At 30.7% G+C, this 21,503-nt stretch carries 21 protein-coding genes, 1 pseudogene and 1 riboswitch; of the genes and pseudogenes, 5 read left to right on the top strand and 17 right to left on the bottom strand.

Features of this window, described 5'->3' with window-relative positions; genetic code table 11:
* Nucleotide 1: 1 nt before the first annotated feature.
* On the bottom strand, nucleotides 2–1,156 hold the full coding sequence (locus HGI79_RS12950; RefSeq protein WP_185651114.1) for an exonuclease SbcCD subunit D: 1,155 nt from the start codon (nucleotides 1,154–1,156) through the stop codon (nucleotides 2–4).
* Between the two features lie 279 nt (nucleotides 1,157–1,435).
* Between HGI79_RS12950 and HGI79_RS12955 the strand changes: the two genes are divergently transcribed.
* The 3 genes from HGI79_RS12955 (at nucleotide 1,436) to HGI79_RS12965 (ending at nucleotide 3,313) form a co-directional block, all read left to right on the top strand.
* A complete protein-coding gene (locus HGI79_RS12955; RefSeq protein ID WP_185651115.1) occupies nucleotides 1,436–1,843 on the top strand; it encodes a CrcB family protein in 408 nt (135 codons plus the stop codon).
* A 37-nt stretch (nucleotides 1,844–1,880) separates the two neighbouring features.
* Nucleotides 1,881–2,231 carry a fluoride efflux transporter CrcB gene (gene crcB / locus HGI79_RS12960; RefSeq protein ID WP_185651116.1) on the top strand — a complete coding sequence of 117 codons (351 nt, stop codon included), beginning with the start codon at nucleotides 1,881–1,883 and terminating at the stop codon, nucleotides 2,229–2,231.
* Between the two features lie 206 nt (nucleotides 2,232–2,437).
* Nucleotides 2,438–3,313 carry a cation diffusion facilitator family transporter gene (locus tag HGI79_RS12965; RefSeq protein WP_185651117.1) on the top strand — a complete coding sequence of 292 codons (876 nt, stop codon included), beginning with the start codon at nucleotides 2,438–2,440 and terminating at the stop codon, nucleotides 3,311–3,313.
* A 542-nt stretch (nucleotides 3,314–3,855) separates the two neighbouring features.
* Here HGI79_RS12965 and HGI79_RS12970 read toward each other — a convergent pair.
* From HGI79_RS12970 to HGI79_RS12995, 6 genes and pseudogenes are all read right to left on the bottom strand, one after another.
* Nucleotides 3,856–5,580 carry an ASKHA domain-containing protein gene (locus HGI79_RS12970; protein WP_185651118.1) on the bottom strand — a complete coding sequence of 575 codons (1,725 nt, stop codon included), beginning with the start codon at nucleotides 5,578–5,580 and terminating at the stop codon, nucleotides 3,856–3,858.
* Nucleotides 5,581–5,739: 159 nt separating this feature from the next.
* A pseudogene (locus tag HGI79_RS12975) lies at nucleotides 5,740–6,135 on the bottom strand (MFS transporter); the annotation flags it as partial.
* Nucleotides 6,134–6,334, bottom strand: coding sequence for a hypothetical protein (locus tag HGI79_RS12980; protein WP_185651120.1), 201 nt, complete (start codon nucleotides 6,332–6,334; stop codon nucleotides 6,134–6,136). The pseudogene HGI79_RS12975 and the gene HGI79_RS12980, both read right to left, overlap by 2 nt.
* Before the next feature lie 183 nt (nucleotides 6,335–6,517).
* Nucleotides 6,518–6,685, bottom strand: coding sequence for a zinc-ribbon domain-containing protein (locus tag HGI79_RS12985; protein ID WP_185651121.1), 168 nt, complete (start codon nucleotides 6,683–6,685; stop codon nucleotides 6,518–6,520).
* A 109-nt stretch (nucleotides 6,686–6,794) separates the two neighbouring features.
* Nucleotides 6,795–8,240, bottom strand: a complete 1,446-nt coding sequence (locus HGI79_RS12990; RefSeq protein WP_185651122.1) for a DEAD/DEAH box helicase — start codon at nucleotides 8,238–8,240, stop codon at nucleotides 6,795–6,797.
* A 608-nt stretch (nucleotides 8,241–8,848) separates the two neighbouring features.
* Nucleotides 8,849–9,016, bottom strand: a complete 168-nt coding sequence (locus HGI79_RS12995; protein WP_185651123.1) for a zinc-ribbon domain-containing protein — start codon at nucleotides 9,014–9,016, stop codon at nucleotides 8,849–8,851.
* 475 nt (nucleotides 9,017–9,491) lie between these two features.
* On the opposite strand from HGI79_RS12995, the gene HGI79_RS13000 reads away from it, so the two are divergent.
* Nucleotides 9,492–10,727 (top strand): DEAD/DEAH box helicase, encoded by a 1,236-nt coding sequence (locus HGI79_RS13000; protein ID WP_185651124.1) that lies wholly within the window; start codon nucleotides 9,492–9,494, stop codon nucleotides 10,725–10,727.
* A 48-nt stretch (nucleotides 10,728–10,775) separates the two neighbouring features.
* On the opposite strand, the gene HGI79_RS13005 is transcribed toward HGI79_RS13000, so the two are convergent.
* The 8 genes from HGI79_RS13005 to ureA form a co-directional block, all read right to left on the bottom strand.
* Nucleotides 10,776–12,548 carry a M3 family oligoendopeptidase gene (locus HGI79_RS13005; RefSeq protein ID WP_185651125.1) on the bottom strand — a complete coding sequence of 591 codons (1,773 nt, stop codon included), beginning with the start codon at nucleotides 12,546–12,548 and terminating at the stop codon, nucleotides 10,776–10,778.
* Nucleotides 12,549–12,636: 88 nt separating this feature from the next.
* Nucleotides 12,637–13,437: an urease accessory protein UreD gene (locus HGI79_RS13010; protein WP_185651126.1), complete on the bottom strand. Its 801-nt coding sequence runs from the start codon at nucleotides 13,435–13,437 to the stop codon at nucleotides 12,637–12,639.
* On the bottom strand, nucleotides 13,437–14,045 hold the full coding sequence (ureG, locus tag HGI79_RS13015; protein ID WP_185651127.1) for an urease accessory protein UreG: 609 nt from the start codon (nucleotides 14,043–14,045) through the stop codon (nucleotides 13,437–13,439). Before ureG ends, HGI79_RS13010 begins: the two co-directional genes overlap by 1 nt.
* A 126-nt stretch (nucleotides 14,046–14,171) precedes the next feature.
* Nucleotides 14,172–14,864 (bottom strand): urease accessory protein UreF, encoded by a 693-nt coding sequence (locus HGI79_RS13020; RefSeq protein ID WP_185651128.1) that lies wholly within the window; start codon nucleotides 14,862–14,864, stop codon nucleotides 14,172–14,174.
* On the bottom strand, nucleotides 14,854–15,297 hold the full coding sequence (gene ureE, locus HGI79_RS13025; RefSeq protein WP_185651129.1) for an urease accessory protein UreE: 444 nt from the start codon (nucleotides 15,295–15,297) through the stop codon (nucleotides 14,854–14,856). Before ureE ends, HGI79_RS13020 begins: the two co-directional genes overlap by 11 nt.
* A 325-nt stretch (nucleotides 15,298–15,622) precedes the next feature.
* A complete protein-coding gene (gene ureC, locus HGI79_RS13030; RefSeq protein ID WP_185651130.1) occupies nucleotides 15,623–17,341 on the bottom strand; it encodes an urease subunit alpha in 1,719 nt (572 codons plus the stop codon).
* Nucleotides 17,331–17,711: an urease subunit beta gene (ureB, locus tag HGI79_RS22815; protein ID WP_241428212.1), complete on the bottom strand. Its 381-nt coding sequence runs from the start codon at nucleotides 17,709–17,711 to the stop codon at nucleotides 17,331–17,333. The genes ureC and ureB overlap by 11 nt, the downstream gene beginning before the upstream one ends.
* A 9-nt stretch (nucleotides 17,712–17,720) precedes the next feature.
* On the bottom strand, nucleotides 17,721–18,023 hold the full coding sequence (ureA, locus tag HGI79_RS22820; protein WP_241428213.1) for an urease subunit gamma: 303 nt from the start codon (nucleotides 18,021–18,023) through the stop codon (nucleotides 17,721–17,723).
* Between the two features lie 663 nt (nucleotides 18,024–18,686).
* On the opposite strand from ureA, the gene HGI79_RS13040 reads away from it, so the two are divergent.
* Nucleotides 18,687–19,223 (top strand): hypothetical protein, encoded by a 537-nt coding sequence (locus HGI79_RS13040; protein WP_185651131.1) that lies wholly within the window; start codon nucleotides 18,687–18,689, stop codon nucleotides 19,221–19,223.
* 400 nt (nucleotides 19,224–19,623) lie between these two features.
* Here the strand turns inward: HGI79_RS13040 and larE are convergent, their stop codons facing one another.
* The gene (larE, locus tag HGI79_RS13045; RefSeq protein WP_185651132.1) at nucleotides 19,624–20,436 is read right to left on the bottom strand and encodes an ATP-dependent sacrificial sulfur transferase LarE; all 813 of its coding nucleotides are present in this window, start codon (nucleotides 20,434–20,436) and stop codon (nucleotides 19,624–19,626) included.
* A 54-nt stretch (nucleotides 20,437–20,490) separates the two neighbouring features.
* On the bottom strand, nucleotides 20,491–20,973 hold the full coding sequence (locus tag HGI79_RS13050) for a YbaK/EbsC family protein (protein ID WP_185651133.1): 483 nt from the start codon (nucleotides 20,971–20,973) through the stop codon (nucleotides 20,491–20,493).
* A gap of 107 nt (nucleotides 20,974–21,080) precedes the next feature.
* A riboswitch (SAM riboswitch) is annotated at nucleotides 21,081–21,185 on the bottom strand.
* Nucleotides 21,186–21,503: the final 318 nt, after the last annotated feature.

A 21,503-nucleotide genomic window follows, 5' to 3' on the forward strand; every position in this document is an offset into this window, starting at 1 on the left:
TCTATTCTCCTCTCTCTTGTTTATCCACTTCTTTTAGTATGTTAACTAGCACTTCTTTTTTCTCATGAGAAAAATCCCTTCCTGTAATACCTGTATAAAACTCTTCAAACAGCTCCAACATAGATTTTTTATTAAAGTCATCCCCAGCGGAATTATTTCCTTCAATATTTCTATTAAAGGAACTTCTTGTGAGCTTCAATACATTTGGATATACAGCTCTCAATTTGCTCATTGGTTCTATAAGTTCACCTTCATCTTCAAGTTCAACATATAAATAATCTTCAAAGTTAGTATCTTTATATATATCTGGATTTAATAAATCCTCAAGTTTTCCTCTAATTGCTCTCATATCTCTAGCTGGGGATAACTGTTTTAATTCAATATCTAAATTACCTGACTCATCTATATTTACTATAGTTACAGACTTATTTTGACGAGCTTCTGAAAATGAATATTTTAAAAGAGATCCCGAGTACCTCACTTTGTTACTGCCTATCTTTTGTGGACCATGCAAATGACCTAGTGCAGTATAATTAAAGTCATCAAAATAACTTACATCAATAAACTCTGTACCTCCAATGGATAAAGGTCTTTCCGATTCACTGGATACTCCCCCAATTACAAAACCATGTGCTACTATTACATTTCTTTCACTTTTATTAAGACTACTTTTGATGTATTGTATTATAGCTTTCATTGCATCATCATGACTATGAATACTATCATCTTGAAACAGACCTCTTACTAAGGCTGGATCCGCATAAGGGACTAAATAAAAATTTACAGCACCGAATTCATCTTTAATGGTAACTTTCTGTATATCCTTTCTAAGCTTTCCCTCTATGAAAAATCCTTTATCCCTTAGAATTTTACTTGCAAATCCTACTCTATCTGGACTATCATGGTTTCCTGCTATGGCTATAATTGGAGTATTTAATTCTATTAAAATTTCCGAAAACACGTTATCTAACAGTTCTACAGCTTCTACTGGTGGAACAGACCTGTCGTATAAATCTCCTGCTATTACAATAACATCAGGACTTTCTTCTTTTATGAGGCTTACAAAGTTCTCCAAAACATACTTTTGATCTTCTGTCATATGAATTTGATGAACTATTTTACCTATATGCCAATCACCTGTGTGTATTATCTTCATTAGTACCACTCCCAAAGCTATTCTAAATATACTTTTTTATATATTATACCTTTTTAAAATTCTTTCATCTATAGGTTTATCGTTTAATAAGCTTTTTTCAATACACTGTATAGTAATTTTTCATACATTTTAATGCAAAAATAAAATATAGTTGTACTATTGAAAGTGTTGTATAATTATAAAGTAAAACTTACATCAGATGTGGGTTTGTCTAGTTGACAGGCTTATGGCCAGTAGTCCAATGGATAAATTAGTATAATTTATATAAGAGGTGTTGTAATGAAAAAATATCTTTTCATCGGTGCAGGTGGTTTTTTCGGAGCTATATTAAGATTATGGATTAAAACCATGCCCATTCAAAACTATACTGGAATTATACCTATTAATACTTTATTTATTAATATAACAGGAAGTTTTATTCTTGCATTAATTAGTACTATGGCTATTGAAATAGTTCATATGGATAATGATTTACGCTTAGGTATTTGTACAGGCTTTTTAGGTGCATATACTACCTTTTCTACCATGTGTAAGGAAGGTATGGTGTTATTAGATAATGGTAGTTATGTTTCTTTTATTTATTACATAACCACTTCAGTATTCTTAGGATTAGGAGCAGCTTACCTAGGTGCAGTTTTGGCTAGAAAAATTGTACCAAAACGTATAAGAAAGAATAAATATAATTAATAGAATTATAGAATAATCACGTTAAGAGGTGTAAATTATGAATTTTTTAATAGTAGGTATTGGGGGAATACTCGGCAGTATAACCCGTTTTTCCCTTGGTAAACTTATTTCTCAACATTCCAAGTGCTCTTTCCCTATAGGAACTGCAACTATAAACATCACAGGAGCCATTCTATTAGGCATAGTAAGTTCTATATCTATTAGCAAAAATACATATCTGTTTTTTGGAGATGGATTCCTAGGTGCTTATACAACTTTTTCAACTTTTATGTATGAAGGTTTTAATCTTTTTAAGGAAAATAAGAAACTAAATGCATTTACATATATAACTATGTCCATACTATTAGGTCTAATTGGCTATAAAATTGGCACTAAAATTGGTATATAGATACCCATGTGAGTAATTTTATAAATGCAAGAGTATCTACATTTATATATTTGCTTATCATTATCAATTGATAATGATAAGCTTCATTTAGCTATTGAAACAAATATCACAATTTTTATCAATTGAACATAGACTATTTATTGAAGCGATTATCATACAAAGTTATGTGAAATAATTATTTGTTTATATAGCTAGGAGGCCGCAAAATGAATAAGAATAATGCTGCATTACTTTCTATAGTATCTAATTCATTACTCATAATATTTAAACTTATATCAGGATTGTCTATGGGTTCTATAAGTGTCATTTCAGAAGCAATTCACTCCTCTGTAGATCTATTGGCCAGTTTTATAGCTTATTTTTCTATAAAGAAAGCTTCCAAAGCACCAGACTATAATCACCCCTTTGGCCATGGTAAATATGAAAATGTATCTGGTTTTGCTGAAGCTATCCTAATTCTTTTTGCTTCAGTACTAATTATGTTTGAAGCTATAAAAAAAATATTTTCTAATTCTAGCATAGATAATATAAATATGGGTCTACTGGTGATGTTTATATCAGCTGCAGTTAACCTGATTATATCATTTATACTAATGAAAGTAGCAAAAAATTCAGGTTCTATAGCTCTAGAGGCAGATGCTATGCACCTACTAACAGATGTGCTTACAGCCACAGGTGTACTTACTGGATTATTATTAGTAAAAATCACTGGTCTACGAATTATAGATCCTATAGCAGCAATACTAGTTTCTATACTAATATTTAAAACTTCTATAAACTTAACAAAAAAATCCATAAAGGACTTAGTAGATAGTAAGTTATCTGACGAGGACATTAATAAAATCGTAACTATAATTAGCTCTCATACTGATATAAAGGGATTTCACAAATTGCGTACTAGAAGAAATGGTACTAACAGAGAAATAGATATTCATCTAGAGATTAGCAGCAATTTTTCACTAATTCAAGCTCATAATTTATGTATCCATATTGAGAAGGATATAAAACAGGTTTTTCCTGATTCTAACATCTTAATACATCCTGAACCCTCCAAGAATATAAAGGAAACTTACATCAGATAGTTGCTCTACCACAGCGAACTCTTGCCTAGCATAACTTAACTTTATGTTCTAAAATCCTACAACAAGTTTCCACTCAAGAACTCTATGAATACCCACAACTTAAATTTAACCTATACGTAGAAATATGCTGCCAAAACTGATGGCACTTTTAAAAACTTTTTTATCAGTCTTAGCGAAGTGTTTTTGAAAATCTTAGGAGCTTTGATATGGTTGAAAGCCTGAATGGCTTTCAACCAGCGACTTATCAATGGTAATTGATAAGTTGGTCCGGACTGAGGTACGAGTTTATCAAAGATTCTTAGATTTTATATGAAACTCCTCTTCCTTACGTCAGAGGAGTACTCACAGAGTAAGCGACCATATGAAAATCACAGATTTTGTATGTCTGCTTAACCGATTCCCACAAAATCACAGATTTTGGCTATCTGCTTAAAACACAAGCTTTAGACTGATTAAAAGTTTTTAATGTGCCGAAGTTTGGCAGCATATTCGGTCGTGTAAGTTAAATTTCGGGCGTGGTTATCTATACATTTATGCTTACTTTAAAAGTTCAGTGATTTAATTAAGTTTTCTTGATAGTCTTCTCTCATTGAAAGCTCTAATATTTTTATATGCTTTTTAATATCACTCATAAGCTTTAGCTTTTTATCATTTATCAGTGCTATTCTAGCTCCTTCTACAGAGGAGTTTCCTACAAAACTTATTTTCCCTGAAAATTCTTTAGGTATTAATCCTATAATCTTTATACTTTCAGGATTTATATGATATCCAAAAACTCCTGAAATAATTACTTCCTGAACTTTATCAATGCTGCAACTAATTTCTTTTAATAACATATTTATTCCCGTAGCTACAGCTCCCTTAGCTAGTTGTATTTCTCTTATATCCTTCTGTGAAATATAAATTTCTTCAGATACATAAAACTTTTTATCTTTAATTTTTTCTTCTAATTTTTGTGGTAACTGATTATTAAATTTACCATCTGTAAGAATTACATTGTGTTTTAACAAATTCGTAACAATATCTATAATTCCACTTCCACATATTCCCTTAGCTGTTTCATTTCCTATGGTTGAATATTTTACATTATAATCATCATCTATACCAAAAGTATCAATAGCTCCCTCTTCTGCTCTCATACCGCACTCAATATTCACACCCTCTAGTGCTGGACCTGAAGCGGTTGATGATGCAACGATTCTACCATTATACAAAGCTACTATTTCACCATTAGTACCAATATCAATAAAAATGGAAGGATATTGTTTTTTATGAAAATCTACAGCCATAATGCCTGCAATAACATCAGCTCCTATGTATGCAGAGGCTGAAGGTAATATTGTTACTATACCTTCAGTATTAATATGTATACCTAATTCACTGGCTTTAACATTAAGTTTATCTAAAAATACTGGTCTATAGGGTGCATTAGCAATTGTATCTGCAGGAGTGCCTAGCAATAAATGAAGCATAGTAGTATTAGCAGCAATAGCTACTCTGTAGACATCCTTAATATGAAATTTTTCTTCAATTAATTCTTTTATCATTAAATCTATTTTTTCTCTTATGCACTTACTTAAAATATCTATTCCATCCTTTTGTTCCATGGAAAAAGTTATTCTAGATAGTATATCTGCACCAAATTCCGTCTGTGGGTTTAAACCAGATATCTTATTTACTACTTCCCCACTCTCTAAATCTATAAGGTGTGCAGAAACACCTGTAGTTCCTATATCCACGGCTACTCCGAGAATCCCATTTAATTTTTCTCTAATATCCAACAACTTATCTTTATATAGCACACCATAAATTTCCTTAGCTTCTTTTCTCTCTAATATACCTATAGTTCTAAGTAAATTAATATTGTTAACCTTATATACCAAGCTATCTTTATATGGAAAATTACTTTTTTCATTAATTTCAAGAAGCTTTATTCTCTTTATACTGCTATCTACTTGAATATCTACGGATTTTTCATTGTTTATAGTTTTCAACTTTTTACTCTTCCCTAGCAATTTCACCTGTATATGGCCTTTTACTTTAGCCATACAAGCAATTCTTATATTATCTTTCTTTGCATGTTCTGCTTCCTTATTGCTTTTTGGATATAAATCTCCAAAGACTTCAACTTTACATTTGCCACATTTTCCTCTTCCACTACAGGGCATTTCAATTTTTAGTCCTGCTTTTCTAATACAGTCACTGAGCTTTATACCTTCTTTAACCTCTATTTCTATACCTTCATCTATAAAGGTAACTAATGGCATTAACAACACTCCCTTTTTATAAAAATTATTTTTATATTATATTTAATTATATATCATATAATCAAGTAAGTGTTTTATAAAAATTTAATTTTCCACTGTAAATCCCTGTATAGATACCCGCAGCTTAAATTTAACTTATACTTAAGTATATATTACCAATTAAACTGCTGTTTTTTTAACAACTTTGTCTGATCTTTGTTTCCTATTATACAATCTAAATGCCGTGAAAACAGCTCCCATTCCGCATATAAATGCTGCTACAATATATACATATCTCATTCCATAAATAAATGCATCATCTCTTCCAACCACGTAATCTACTACACGGTATCCCATTTTATAACTCATTCTATTATATAAAAGTGTTGTAGCTAAAGAAACTCCAAATACTAATCCTATGTTTCTAACTAAAGCATTTATACTTCCTGCAATACCTAGCTTATTTTTAGGTACCATTGACATTACTAAAGAGTTATTAGGTGATTGGAATAATCCATTTCCTATAGATAATATAGCTACAAAAAATGTTATCGTCCATAAAGTAGAATGTTCGTTATGCTCTTCCTCTTTCATTTCTATTTAACTCCTTACTTATAAAATTTTGACTAATACCTTCATTACGATTTAAAACTAAAAGAAAAGGATATGTACCACTACTTAAATTGAATTTTGTTAACGCTTCATCAATATGAGATTGTGTACATCTATATAATTGATTAACCAGTTTAATCAGTTGTGTTTTATCGTGCTTCATCCTTTACGCTTCCTTTCAATACCAATATTAAAATATCATAACTAAGTTGACTAATCAACTATGATGAAAAGCAATAATATTCTACAAAAATATTTAATTGGTTATATTTTTGAATCTTTTAGTATTGATCTTATAATAAAAAACCTATAAGGACCTCCTTATAGGTTTTTTAGGACAATACAACTATCTTCTGAATCCTCTGTCGCTATTTTGCTGTTTTCTCTTTCTTCTGCAATCTGCACATCTTTGTGGTTCATTTTCGAATCCTTTTTCTTTATAAAAGGCCTGTTCTCCCTCGGTAAATACAAACTCGCTTCCACAATCTTTACATACTAATGTTTTATCAGGCATTCCAACATTCCTCCTTCTAAACTAAGATTTTGAACTGATAGCAATGAGATTATAAAAAGAGGAAATGTGGTTCACTATGTTAAATTAAATTATTATATTTCTAGTTGTTTTATTTTTTTGCCTTTTGAACTCTGACAGTTTTCCCCTTTACAGGCGTATGCTGAAGCGCCTCTAAAACTACTTTGCCCTTGCCATTCAGTATATCAATATAAGTATAATTGTCCTGTATATCTATTATACCTATATTTTCGGCATTTATACCTTCAATACTAGTAATTGCTCCAACTATATCTCCTGCTCTTATCTTCTTTTTCTTGCCAGCATTTATATAAATCTTCATTATTTCTTTATTCAACTCAACACTTTTATCACTTTTTAACTTGGGTTTAATACTTGCTTTTTCCTTGAAGAGCTTCTTACCTTCCTCTACATCCTTATCTAAAGGTATATCTCTTTGAACTATACTATATCCAATATATTCTTCTATTTCATGTAAAAATCTATATTGATTTGGGCTTACAAAGGTTATAGCTGTTCCTTTTTTACCCTTACGTCCTGTTCTTCCTATTCTATGAACATAACTATCTTTTTCCATAGGTATATCATAATTTATAACATGAGTTACATCCTCTATATCAATTCCTCTAGCCACTACATCTGTAGCTATTAAAAAAGTAAATTCTCCTCTTCTAAATTTATTGATTATATCTATTCTATCATTTTGAAGCATTCCACCATGAATTGCATCACAAGAAAAACCTCTATCTTTCATTTTTTCTTTTAAGTTTCCTACATTTTCTTTGGTGCTGCAAAATATAATACAACTATCTGGTGTTTCTGTATAAATTATTCTATTTAAAAGACTAATTTTTTTATTATCTTCGATTTCGTAATATACTTGTTCAATTCTCTCAGCGGCAAGACTTTCGGCTTCAATCTCAATCTTAGTAGGATTATTCATGTAATTACGACTCAACGCTTCTATTTCAGCTGGCATAGTTGCAGAAAACAACATAGTTACCCTATATTTAGGCAAAGATTCTATAATAGCCTTAACTTGATCTATAAATCCCATATTTAGCATTTCATCGGCTTCATCTAATATCAAATACTTTATCTTATTTACATTTAAAGTCCCCCTATTTATATGATCTAAGGTTCTTCCTGGGGTACCAGATATAATATGTACTCTTTGCTTTAATTCATTAACTTGAACATTAAATGGTTGTTTACCAAATATAGCTGCACATCTTATTTTTTTAAATCTTCCTATATTAGTTACATCTTCTTTAACCTGAATTGCTAATTCTCTAGTTGGGGTGAGTATTAATGCTTGTGGCTCTCTATGTTCTAATTCTGTTTTTTCACAAATGGGAATTGCAAATGCTGCAGTCTTTCCACTACCTGTTTGTGATTTTACTATAATATCTTTATCTTCTAAAACTAGAGGTATTGCCTGTTCTTGAACTTCTGTAGGTTTTTTATAACCTAGTTTTTCTAATGTGTTAAGTATTTCTTTATCTATATTAAAATCTTCAAAATTTAATTTATTCATATCAATTTTACCTCATATATTATTATTCATTATTATAATTTGCAAAGTTAAAATAAAAAATGTACGCAAATTATTTAAAACACTTTCTTCATTTTAATAAGTTTAATATTATAGATAATCACAACTTAAATTTAACTTATACGTAGGGATATATTACAAATGTTGAAGTCATATTTAAATATTTTTTTATCAGTCTTAGCGAAGTGTTTTTGAAAATCTTAGGAGCTTTGATATGGTTGAAAGCCTAAATGGCTTTCAACCAGCGACTTATCAATGGTAATTGATAAGTTGGTCCGAACTGAGGTACGAGTTTATCAAAGTTCTTAGGTTAATGAAACTCCTCTTCCTTACGTCAGAGGAGTGCTCACAGAGTAAGCGACCATATTAAAATCACAGTTTTTGTATGTCTGCTTAACCGATTCGCACAAAATCACAGATTTTGGCTCTCTGCTTAAATTTAAGCTTTAGACTAATTAAAAATATTTAACATGACGAAACATGGTAATATATCCGGTGGTATAAGTTAAATTTCGGGCATGGTTATCTATATATTAAGAAATGTAAAAACCCTATAAGATTAATCTTATAGGGTTAATAAATCAACAATATTATTTTCTGAATCCTCTATTGTTGTTTTGTTGCTTTCTTGCTCTTCTACAATCAGCACATCTTTGTGGTTCGTTATCGAATCCTTTTTCTTTATAGAAAGCTTGCTCGCCTTCAGTGAATACGAATTCTTTTCCGCAATCTTTACAAACTAAAGTTTTATCTGCCATTTCAACATTCCTCCTTTTCGAATATTAAGATTTAAAAACCGATAACATATATTCCTTAAAAGAGGAAATGTTCTTCATGTTTAAATCTCTGCTTGTTGAAGTTTTTAACATTTCAACTATTACATAGTATCACACTATTTGACAACAATCAATAGTGAATTTAAATTTTTTATCCATAAAGTATATGTTTACAATAGTTCTTAATTCTGCGTTAATAATTTTTAATTAATATTGTAATTAATTTGTTACATAAATGAAAATAAAAGTAGTTAGAACTGATATAAAATAATTGACAAAAAGCCACACTAAGTATAGAATTTATCCGATGACTACCCTCTCTAATACTCTCATCTTTTTCAAAGATGAAAGTAAAGAGCGGCTAACGTCCCTGGATAACGATTTCTAAGCTCCCTCTAAAGCTAAGAAATCTGTTTATAAAGGTTTTTATACAAAATCATATCTAAAGGAGATAACTATGATAAGTTCATTTGATAAATTAGGTTTAAATTTACATTTAATAGAAGGTCTAAAAAAAGAAGATATAACTGAACCTACTCCTATTCAAGAAAAGGTTATTCCACTAGCATTAGAAAATAAGGATATTGTTGGTCAATCTCAAACAGGTAGTGGTAAAACCTTAGCCTACTTACTGCCAATATTTGAAAAAATAGATAGTAGTAAAAAAGAGATGCAGGCTATTATACTAGCCCCAACTCATGAACTAGCAATACAAATAGATAAAGAAATAAAATTGTTAGCCTTAAATTCTTCAGTTTCAGTGACTTCTGCTGCTATAATCGGGGAAGTTAACGTAACTAGACAAATTGAAAAATTAAAAGAAAAGCCACATATAATAGTAGGTTCAACTGGGAGAATACTTGAACTTATAAAGAAGAGAAAAATCACTGCTCATACCATTAAAACTATTATTATAGACGAAGGAGATAGACTTCTGGATCAACACAACTTATCTGCGGTTAAAGATGTTATTAAAACTACTATGAGAGATAGGCAATTAATGGTCTTTTCAGCTACAATTAGTGAAAAAACTCTTGATATTGCAAAAGAGCTAATGAAAGATGCAGAAATTATAAAAATTGAGGAAAAAGAACAGGTTAACCCTAATATCAATCACCTTTATCTAGTTTCAGAACAAAGAGATAAAATTGAGATTCTCAGAAAATTAATTGCTGCAATTCAACCTGAAAGAGCTATTGTATTTATAAATAAAAGTGAGGAAACAGAGTTGACTACATTAAAGCTTCAATATCATCATATAAGAGCTTATGGAATATATGGTAGTGCCTCTAAAGAGGAACGTAAAAAAGCACTAGAAGGATTAAGAAGTGGAAAAGTTCAACTTTTAATTGCATCTGATGTAGCTGCTAGGGGACTAGATGTAAAAGGTGTAACTCATATATTTAATTTGGATTTACCTGAGATCCCAAAAGAATATTTACATAGAGTAGGTAGAACAGGAAGAGCTGGTAAGTCCGGAACTGCAATTTCCATAGTTACAGAAAAAGAACTATCACTTATAAGGAAATATGAAAAAGAATTCAATATAGAAATAGAAGAAAAAGAAATCTACAAGGGTACTTTAATAAAACCAGGTATGAGAAAGCCAACTTATAAACATAGCTTTAATAAAAAGGGTAAACCTACTATAGGTAATAATTCTAATAAAAGAAGTATACATAAAGATAGGTAAAGTATTGTATAATGCATCTAATGACTGTTAGATGCATTATACATTTTTCTATTTAGTTAACTGAAGGAAGTTATTTATATCTTCCTCTATAGTTTTTAAAGAACCTCTCCAAAAATCCACATCATGGACATCAATTTCCATAACATTGGCAACATCTGCAATATTCATCTTACCTGTTAAACTTAAAAGTTTATCATAGTCTTTAGAAAATTCCTTTCCTCTTTTTAAGTATTCAGCATATAACCCTTTAGAAAATAACAAGCCAAAAGCATATGGGAAGTTATAGAAATTGTAGTTGGCATCATAATAGTGTGGCTTACATATCCACATATAAGGGTGTAGATAATTTTCATCTAAACCATCTCCATAAGCTTCTTTCTGAGCCTTTATCATTATATTGTTAATCTCTGAAGAGGTTAAGGAGCTATGTTTTCTATTTTCAAATACTTCACTTTCAAACAAAAATCTACTATATATATCAACTATTACTTGTGCACAATCACTTATTTCAGTTTCCAAAATTAAAATAGCTTCTTCTTTTGATACAGCTTTTACTGCTGCCTTTTTTACTATAGTTTCACAAAAGGTTGATGCAGTTTCTGCAATAGGCATTGGATAGTCACTATTAAGTATATGCTCTTCTTTTAAACATTCTCCATGATACCCATGTCCCAGTTCATGAGCCAGGGTGACTACATCACTAAATTTGTCTCCGTAGTTAAGCATAAATCTACTTTCTCCTATGGCATGAATATTATGACAAAATGCTCCTCCAACCTTACCTTCTCTTGGTTTCACATCAATCCAGCTGTTATCAAAAGCTTTTTCAGCATATTCGGCTAATCTATCACTAAAGGTTTTAAAATTTTTATAAACAAACCTTTTCCCTTCTTCATAAGGAAATTCTAGGTTAACACTGCCTATAGGAGCAAACATATCATAAAAAGGGATTCCGTTCTGTTTTCCTAGTAATTCTCCTTTTCTTTTAAAGTATTTTCTAAAACTAGCAAAGCTTTCTTTCATTGCAGCAAACATGGCTTCTAAAGTCTCTTTATCCATTCTTGAATCTATAAGAGTTTCTTCTAATGGCGATTTAAATCCTCTAATCTTTCCTATAGTAATTACTTCACCTTTAATACCATTTAAACAAGCAGCTACAGCATCTTCTATTTTTTTATAAGAAGCAATTTCTGCTTCATAAGCTTTTTTTCTTAGCTCTCCATCTTCTTCATAAGCCATGTTTCTTATAACTGTAAGTGGAAGTTGCTTTTTTTCTCCATTTAATTCTATATCTATTTTTAATGTAGAGGTTAACAGATCTCTTAGCTTTGACCATGCACTAGAACCTGTATTTCTCATTTTTGCTATCACTGCTTCTTCTTTGTCACCGAGCAAATACTGGCTCTTTTTCTTTATTTGTTTTAAGTAAAAATCATATTCGTTAAGTATTTTGGATTGTTTAATAATACTTTCTAAATTATTAATTTCCCCTATCCATTTTTCTATTTTTGCACTGGCTTCTGCTAAAGATGATGATTTTTCTTCCAAATTTTCTAGGTTTTTTAATGCAATACTGTTATTTGTATCTACGCTTACAGTTAACTCACAGTAAGCAAAAAGTTTACTAAATAATTCTTCTTTATAACTTATGTTTTTTATATACTCTTCCAACTTTTCTAAAACATCTTCATAATTCTTTGTAACATCATCTACCCATTTATTAAAGTTATTAATATACTTATCACATTTTTCTAAATCTTCCTTGAAAGCATTTGCTTCAAAGGATTTATAAAGTTCTTTTAAACTCCAATTTAAATCCATTTATATGTCCTCCTCTATTTTCTATCATGGTTAATAATAACATATATATCATAGCATTTTGCATAAAACTTGATATTATATTTAACTTTTATAGTTTCAGAACACTATCCATATTTCTTACATATTCTGTTATTTTACAGAGTTCTTCGGAGTTTTTCCCTAACATTCTTATAATAAGCACCTTAGGGCAGCTTATGCTGGCACCAAAAACAATATTGTTCTTATGATTTAAGTAACTTACTATTCCTTCTCTCAGCTCTTCGTTAACATTGCTGCTTACAATAAAAACATTAGCTTGATGTGTAAATCCTTCATAGAATCCAATATCCCACAGTTCTTGTTTTTCAGGTTCAAGTACAGTATTATCTAAAAATATAAGTTTTCCATTATAAGATATCTTTGTAAGAGAACTATATTTCTTAAACTCAAATATTTCTTCTCTTCTATATCTTCCACAAGATATTATTTCTCTATAAACAAGGGTACTGTCATCATCCATGTTAACATCTGTGCTACCTTTAAAGTTCGCTCCCTTAAATGGAAGAGTGGGTTGAACAAAATATTCAAATCTAGATTTACTGCTGAGATTTATATTAAGTTTTTGAAAGGCATATCCTTCTTTCATATTAAATATTTTGTTATAGGATTGAGAATAAACATGAAGTCTGGAGTTTTCATTTAAATTAAACTCAATTATATATCTATCACCCTCAAGTACTCCTGGTGATGTATTCATAACACATAGTTTCATAGTATTATTTTCATAATCATAGAATGGTTTTGTTATCTTAAGTGGAGCTGTAAAATAGCAATCCTTTAAAACTGTTTTATTATTCTTCCATTGAGTTTTTACTTTTAAAAAACTGTCCTCTTGATAGTTGTTTATCATTATAATCCCTCTAGTAACACATTCTTTTTAATCCAACTTATGACTTCATCTAATCCAAGCCTTTTGTTTAAATCAGTAAAGATAAAAGGTTTTTCCCCTCTCATTTTTATTGAATCTCTTTTCATAACTTCAAGACTTGCGCCTACATAAGGAGCTAAATCTATCTTATTAATCACAAGAAGATCAGATCTTGTTATACCAGGACCCCCTTTTCTAGGAATCTTATCCCCCTCTGATACATCGATAACATATATAGTAGCATCTGCTAAGTCAGGACTAAAAGTTGCAGATAGGTTATCTCCCCCACTTTCTATAAATAGTATTTCAATATCCGGAAAATTTTCAGTTAACTCCTCAACAGCCTCAAGATTCATTGAAGCATCTTCCCTTATAGCAGTATGTGGACATCCACCCGTTTCTACCCCTACTATTCTTTCCTTAGGCAGTACACTATTAGCCGCCAAGAACTCCGCATCCTCTTTAGTATAAATATCATTTGTAATTACACCTATGCTATACTCATTATTCATCTCTCTCGTTAATCTCTCAATCAAAGCAGTTTTCCCTGACCCAACAGGTCCTGCAATTCCTATCTTTACGTAACCCATACATATTACTTCTGATTAAAAATCAGCATCTCCTTCCTCTCTTCAACTTTCATATTATTTGTTATAGGGTTCTATCTAGAGTCGAAATTTAAATTATATAAGTTTTCACCTTAAAACCCTTTATCTCTAAGACATATACATTCTTGAATAGAGATCTTCGTGCTGCATTGCCCGAATATCAAATCCTATACTGCAGCGTCCTAAATCCTCTATAGAAAGCTCATCTAAATCTTCAATCACGTTATTCATTGTATCCTGCATTTCAAAAAGTATTTTTTGCCCTTCCATTTGTCCTAATGGGATAAGCTTTGCACAGTTGTTGACTATACAGGATGCTTGATTATACACATATGCCATCAAAGTTTCCTTTTTTTCTATACCACACTCTGCTGCAAATATACCAAAGGCAACACTATGCTGACCACAACACTTTTTTACCTTAATAAAATTTTCATATTCTTCAATAATTTCCGTAGGTTTTAATTTTTCAACAAGCTTTATGAACCTAAAACACAATTTAGTACTACCTTCTTTAATTTCTCTTGGTGTTTTTGAACTAGAAACCCAGTTATCTATAGTAGTTATATAATATAAATCTTTATTTTTGGCTGCCTCATAAGACAATTTAACAGCTAAAATGTCCCCATATTTCATATTATGAAGCAGCATTTTTTCAAGGTATTTTTTAGAGGTTTCAACATCCTTAATTATTCCCTTTTGTACATAAGTTTCAAGTCCATTGGATTGAGTGTATGAACCAATAGGAAATATAGAATCTGATATTTGAAGTAGCGTAAGAAATTCTGTTCTAGTGTTCATGGCTATGACACTCTAATCCATTAGTTAACCTTGCAGTAACTTTTTTAGGATTAAATCCTTTTTTATCTAATAATTTCATGAGAGGCTCTTCATAGGGTACTCTTACTTCATTATCATGCAAAAATAGCTGTACATGTTTATTCCCTATTTCATAACATACTCTTCCCATCTCCTCTATAGTTTTAGGTTTTATAAGGATAGCTTCGCATTCAGGTATATTTACTATAACTATCTCTTCTGAATCATAATACAGCACATCGTTATGATTTAGCCTCTGTTCTCCTTTTTGCTTAATACCAATCTCTTTTCCCGCCTTACTATCTTTCTTCAATACTTTTTTACTTACCTCATACCACTCTACATCAACATAATCTACTTCTCTACCATATACATCAAAATCATTCAAATGCCCTAAAATGCTTTCCACTATCATGTTAAACAAATCCTCTCTATAAACTTAATCCACCCTATAGATGTGGAACTTTTAAATTTAATTTATGGAGCATAGGATATTACCAGATTCTTCCACATTTAAATAGTTTATTAGAAAGTCTTAGTCTTAAATTAGTAGAAAAGCTTAGTACTTTGATACTGTTTGAGCCTAAGCGAGTTTATCAAAGTTCTTAGCTTTTCTGCTAATTTGAGGCTTAGACTTTCTTAAACTATTTATTAGTGGCTTAATCTAGTAATATCCTATGTGGAATAAATTTAATTTAAAAGTTCCGTACCTATATATGGTTCTAGGCTTGAAATTTAACTTAAAATAAAAAGTATCTTTGAGCTAGTGCAGCTTCCTTAATAGGCTTACAGGTGATATGTTCTCCATTTACTCTGACTTCATAGTTTTCAGGATTTACATCAATATTCGGTGTTTCTGAGTTAAAGATCATATCCTTCTTGCCTATGTTCCTGCAGTTCTCCACTGGAAGAATTATTTTATTTAATCCCAGCTTACCGATGTTCCCATTCTCTAAAGAAACCTTGGATACAAAGGTAATGCAGGTATTATATTTTGCTTTTCCAAAGGCACCAAACATATTTCTATAAATAATAGGCTGAGGAGTTGGAATAGATGCATTGGCATCCCCCATCTTACTTGCTGCTATTACTCCACCTTTTATTATCATCTCAGGCTTAACACCAAACATAGAAGGCTTCCATAGCACTAGATCTGCAAATTTTCCTACCTCTATAGAACCTACATGCTTTGATATTCCATGAGTTATGGCAGGATTTATAGTATACTTTGCTACATATCTCTTTACTCTGAAATTATCATTTCCACCTTTATCCTCAGGTAAAAAACCTCTCTGTTTTTTCATTTTATCTGCAGTTTGCCAAGTTCTTATGATAACCTCTCCCACTCTTCCCATAGCTTGTGAGTCTGAACTTAACATACTAAAAACTCCTAAATCATGAAGTATATCTTCTGCAGCTATAGTTTCAGGCCTTATTCTTGAGTCTGCAAAAGCAACATCTTCAGGAACTTTGCTGTCTAAGTGGTGACATACCATAAGCATGTCAAGATGCTCATCTATAGTGTTAACAGTATATGGTCTTGTTGGATTTGTTGAAGATGGAAGTATATTAGAAAAGGACGCAATCTTCATTATATCGGGTGCGTGACCTCCACCTGCACCCTCCGTGTGATAGGTATGTATGGTTCTTCCATTAATAGCTTCTATAGTATCTTCAACAAAACCTGCTTCATTTAATGTATCTGTGTGTATAGCTACCTGCACATCGTATTCATCAGCTACTTTGAGACATGTATCTATGGCTTTCGGAGTACTTCCCCAATCTTCATGCAGCTTTAACCCTAATGCTCCTGCTTCTACTTGCTCTTTTAAAGCTTCCTCTGAAGAGGAGTTTCCTTTTCCAAGAAATCCTAAATTCATTGGAAAGGCTTCAGCTGCTTCAAGCATTCTTTCCATATAAAAAGCACCTGGTGTACAGGTAGTTGCATTAGTACCATCTGCCGGCCCTGTTCCACCACCTATCATGGTAGTAATCCCACTGTATAAAGCTGTTTCTATTTGTTGAGGTGATATAAAATGAATATGAGTATCAATACCCCCAGCTGTAAGTATAAGACCTTCTCCCGCTAAAGCCTCTGTAGAAGCCCCCACAATCATATTAGAATCAACATTTTCCATAATATCAGGATTTCCTGCTTTGCCTATTCCTACAATCTTACCATTTTTTATACCTATATCAGCCTTAAAAATACCTGTATAATCCACAACTAAAGCATTTGTTATAACTAAATCAAGTACTCCTTCCGATCTTAAAGATATACCTGACTGTCCCATGCCATCTCTTAAGTTTTTTCCTCCACCGAACTTACACTCATCACCGTAAACAGTATAGTCTTTTTCTACTTCAATAATAAGCTCTGAATCAGCAAGCCTAACTTTATCTCCTACAGTAGGTCCATACATATTAGCATAGTCTCTTGCAGAAATTTTAAAGCTCATCTTTGCTCACCCCTTTAAATTTATGTTCTGCAGCCTTTAAAATACTTGTTTTTTTGTTATCTTCAGTAGCTGGACCTGCTGTTAAGTTATTTAAACCATGTACAGTGTTCTTGCCACCTAGTTCTACAAGCACTACATCTTTTTCTTCGCCTGGCTCAAAGCGTACAGCAGTCCCTGATACTATATCCAACCTCATTCCATAGGATTTTTCTCTATCAAATTTAAGACATTTATTTACTTCAAAAAAATGAAAATGTGAACCAACTTGAACAGGTCTATCTCCAGTATTAGCCACTATTATATTTGCTGTTTTTCTCCCCACATTACATACAATATCTCTGTCTTTAACAATAATTTCTCCTGGTATCATCATTAACACCTACCTTATTGGATTATGAACAGTTACTAGTTTTGTTCCATCTGGAAAAGTAGCTTCAATTTGAACTTCCTCCACCATTTCAGCTATGCCTTCCATAACATCCTCTTCCTTAAGTATCTGAGTTCCATATTGCATAAGCTCAGTAACAGTTTTACCATCTCTTGCAGCTTCCATAAGCTCCGAACATATCAGAGCTACTGCTTCAGGGTAGTTAAGCTTAAGTCCTCTATCTTTCCTCTTTTTTGCTAGCTCTCCAGCATAATGCAGCATTAACTTTTCCATTTCTCTAGGAGTTAAATACATGGTTTCACCTTCCTTTGAAAGAATCCTACTATACATAGTATTTAATTAAATTTTACAATATATTACCATAAGTTTTTATTAAATTATACCATTTTATTATAATTTTTCAAAATTAAGTAACATTATCCTGACAATATATTTTCATGACTGCATACTTTAATCATTACCAAAATATTATTATAAGTTAACAATAATCGAGAGGAGATGATATCATGAAACTAATATTTTTATTATACCTTTAGACATTGTATTGAGATGTATTATTTAAAGAACTTGGAATAATATCTGTTTTAATTGAATAGACCTATATTAGGAGCTTAATTAAAATCCAAGGAGGTAAAGAGTACAGTACTTCTAATATTTTTATGTTAACTATATATTGAACAAATCATTTTTAATATTGTTCAAATTAAAATATTAATGAATAAAATTTACGCAACAGAATAAACATCCTTCCATACTATAATAGTGCAAAGAGCTTTTCATATATTATATTTAGTAATCAATTCTTAAACATAGCAATTGTACATTATAACATATTCTTATAATACTTTTATAAACCTAGCTAAATAATAAAACTTAAAGTTAAACATGCATGATATTTACTAATCTTAGCTTTTGATCACATATTCTCCAATAATATTATTTGAAAGGAGACTATCTATGGAAGAAAAGATAACGTTTACTAAAAATAAAGAACCAAGTATCTTTTACCCTAAGCAATTTATTGAGTATTTAATTTCTATTTTTCTCTGTATATTTATAGTTATACCTGTTGTTTGCTTACCACTAGCTGCTGCAATAATAGAAAATGAGATGATATTAGATTCACTGTTAGTATTTCCCTTAGCTCTTTTTCTTTTAACTCCAATTATAATTTCATGCTACTTCCTAATAATAATAGTAGCTTTTAAGATTAAACGAATCTATATAGAGTTAACACCTGATAACTTAATTTTTAGGGGACCCTTCGGAATACAGATACTTGATATAATGTGCATAGAATCTATATGCAAGTCACAGGGTTATAGAGAATTATTTGGCTATGTAGTTATAAAAGAAAGATTAGGTTGCTTAAAAGCTACTCCTAAAACCCTAAGAATTCCACTTGGCTGCTTTTCAGATAGAGATATTTCAATGATTATTAAAGCTATTAAGGAAAAAAATAGTAGTATTCATATAGAGAATTTATACAATTAGGCTTATATTATAGATAATGATGAATTAGCTAGATAAATCTGAAATTGTTATAATTAAATATTGAATATTCTACAATTTATAAACACATCATTTCATCTTAAATATGTTTTAAAACGCAGAAATTTACCCTTTAAGTAGCCACCATAAACTGTTGTCTACTTAAAGGGAATATATTTTACTAGCTACTTAGTTTCACTTTATTTCTACCGCATCTCCAGTATATAATACTTATTTGTAAATATAAAGAAGATTGTAGTATTATAGATATCATCAACTTAAATTTAACTTATACGTAGGAATATGCTGCCAAAATTGATGGTACTTTAAAAATTTTTAACGTGCTGAAGTTTGGTATCATATTCGGTGGTATAAGTTAAATTTCGGGCATGGTTATCTATAGTTATTTATTTAATTCCAATACTTCATTTAAACTTCCAGTTCTATATCCTTCCAAATCTAATGTAACATATTTAAATCCAAAGCTCTTCAATTGTTTTGATATAGTTTCAAACAAATCATTATTGAAAAGTTTTACTATGTTTTCCTTTGGAACTTCGATTCTTGCTAAGTTATTATGACTTCTAACTCTTACTGCTCTAAAGCCTAAATCAATAAGATATTTTTCTGCCCTTTCTACCCTATCTAGCTCTTCTATCTTTATTTCCACGTCATATGGGATCCTAGACAACAAGCAAGCATAAGATGGTTTATCCCAAGTTTTTAAATCTAATTCCTTGGAAAACTCTCTAATCTCAGCCTTTACTATACCATTCTCCAAAAGTGGACTTTTTATATCAAGTTCTTTTAAAGCTCTAAGTCCAGGTCTATAATCCTTAGTGTCATCTGCATTAGTTCCATCTACTACATATTTAAAATTTTCTTCAGCTGCTTTTTCTTTTATTTTTGTAAAAACAGCTGTTTTGCATAAATAGCATCTATCAGATGGATTAAATTTTATTTCATCTATAATTACAGGAACTTCTAAAAGTTCATGCTTTATACCTATTTCTTTTGCTGCAATCTTTGCTTCTTCAATTTCCCATTTAGGTATATAAGGTGCCACTACGGTTAAAGCTAATGCTTTATCTCCCAAAGCCTCTTTTGCTACTTTAGCTACAAAGGTACTATCAACACCACCTGAAAAAGCCACAACTACACTTTCTAATTTTTTCAAATAGTTGATTAAATTTTTATATTTTATGTTTTCTATCATTTAGATTACACTCCTACTACTATATATTTTTTATTTATTAAATAAGCTGCCACCTTAATGGTAGGCATAACTATTTTCATGTTGACAAATATCAAGCCATTGTCCATCAGTTAAATCCATCAACTCTCTAGGTGCAACTTTTACAACAAAGTTTTTCAATCCAGCACATATATATATATAACTAATCTTTTTCAAAGAAACATCAATATAAACTTTTAGTGGTTTTTTTAGCCCCAAGGGACTTAGCCCTTCCAAAGGATGCCCTGTTATATCTATAGTTTCATTATTAGTTAATATTTTCGGTTTCACTTTAAAATAATTTTCATACTTATTACTGCTTATTTTCAAATCTTCTGATACTACAATTAATATGCTATCATTTCTTACTTTAAAAGCTAAAGTTTTTCCAACACACTCTGTTTCCAATGTTCTTTCCTTATGTTCATTATAAAGTTCACTTTCATTATTTAAGAATTTTGTAACTGAGCATTCAAGTCCCCTGCTTAAAAAATGATTTATAACACTATCCATACCCATTTTTATTCTCCTTTCACTAAATTGATATTATATGGGGAACTTCTTACATATACAAATATAAAAAATCTTCCTGTAGATAAGCTACAAGAAGATTATATCATTCTAGTTCCTTATCTTTCAGGTTACCACCACCTGTTGGAATTAGCACCTTGAAACAAAGTTCAGGTTGCTGGACGTCATAGGGCCAATCCCTCAGTCTCTCTTGATAAGAAGTTCCATATTCACTTAACCTTATTATAACAAAACAGTAATTAATAATCAATATATTTTGTTATAAATTAATTTTAATACATTCTTAACCTTTCCAATAAGGAGCTTTACATAAAATTCCCCAATTGTATTTACATTGCCATTGTGTTTATTTATAAACTATGATACTAATAATATTGAATACTATTAGTATAACTACGTTTTATTTGTAATATTTGCTTTAAATAATCTATTATAGATTCAACAGGGATTGCTCTATTCTTAAGTCTTTGCAAAGCTGACAAGTTAAAATAATTTTAAAAATTTAAAGCTGATATAAG

It is taken from the genome of Clostridium sp. DJ247 (assembly GCF_014231265.1).

Coding starts and splice junctions, on each gene's coding strand:
- HGI79_RS12950 (WP_185651114.1), bottom strand. CDS start 1,156: ATGAAGATAATACACACAGGTGATTGGCATATAGGTAAAATAGTTCAT.
- HGI79_RS12955 (WP_185651115.1), top strand. CDS start 1,436: ATGAAAAAATATCTTTTCATCGGTGCAGGTGGTTTTTTCGGAGCTATA.
- crcB (WP_185651116.1), top strand. CDS start 1,881: ATGAATTTTTTAATAGTAGGTATTGGGGGAATACTCGGCAGTATAACC.
- HGI79_RS12965 (WP_185651117.1), top strand. CDS start 2,438: ATGAATAAGAATAATGCTGCATTACTTTCTATAGTATCTAATTCATTA.
- HGI79_RS12970 (WP_185651118.1), bottom strand. CDS start 5,580: ATGCCATTAGTTACCTTTATAGATGAAGGTATAGAAATAGAGGTTAAA.
- HGI79_RS12980 (WP_185651120.1), bottom strand. CDS start 6,334: ATGAAGCACGATAAAACACAACTGATTAAACTGGTTAATCAATTATAT.
- HGI79_RS12985 (WP_185651121.1), bottom strand. CDS start 6,685: ATGCCTGATAAAACATTAGTATGTAAAGATTGTGGAAGCGAGTTTGTA.
- HGI79_RS12990 (WP_185651122.1), bottom strand. CDS start 8,240: ATGAATAAATTAAATTTTGAAGATTTTAATATAGATAAAGAAATACTT.
- HGI79_RS12995 (WP_185651123.1), bottom strand. CDS start 9,016: ATGGCAGATAAAACTTTAGTTTGTAAAGATTGCGGAAAAGAATTCGTA.
- HGI79_RS13000 (WP_185651124.1), top strand. CDS start 9,492: ATGATAAGTTCATTTGATAAATTAGGTTTAAATTTACATTTAATAGAA.
- HGI79_RS13005 (WP_185651125.1), bottom strand. CDS start 12,548: ATGGATTTAAATTGGAGTTTAAAAGAACTTTATAAATCCTTTGAAGCA.
- HGI79_RS13010 (WP_185651126.1), bottom strand. CDS start 13,437: ATGATAAACAACTATCAAGAGGACAGTTTTTTAAAAGTAAAAACTCAA.
- ureG (WP_185651127.1), bottom strand. CDS start 14,045: ATGGGTTACGTAAAGATAGGAATTGCAGGACCTGTTGGGTCAGGGAAA.
- HGI79_RS13020 (WP_185651128.1), bottom strand. CDS start 14,864: ATGAACACTAGAACAGAATTTCTTACGCTACTTCAAATATCAGATTCT.
- ureE (WP_185651129.1), bottom strand. CDS start 15,297: ATGATAGTGGAAAGCATTTTAGGGCATTTGAATGATTTTGATGTATAT.
- ureC (WP_185651130.1), bottom strand. CDS start 17,341: ATGAGCTTTAAAATTTCTGCAAGAGACTATGCTAATATGTATGGACCT.
- ureB (WP_241428212.1), bottom strand. CDS start 17,711: ATGATACCAGGAGAAATTATTGTTAAAGACAGAGATATTGTATGTAAT.
- ureA (WP_241428213.1), bottom strand. CDS start 18,023: ATGTATTTAACTCCTAGAGAAATGGAAAAGTTAATGCTGCATTATGCT.
- HGI79_RS13040 (WP_185651131.1), top strand. CDS start 18,687: ATGGAAGAAAAGATAACGTTTACTAAAAATAAAGAACCAAGTATCTTT.
- larE (WP_185651132.1), bottom strand. CDS start 20,436: ATGATAGAAAACATAAAATATAAAAATTTAATCAACTATTTGAAAAAA.
- HGI79_RS13050 (WP_185651133.1), bottom strand. CDS start 20,973: ATGGGTATGGATAGTGTTATAAATCATTTTTTAAGCAGGGGACTTGAA.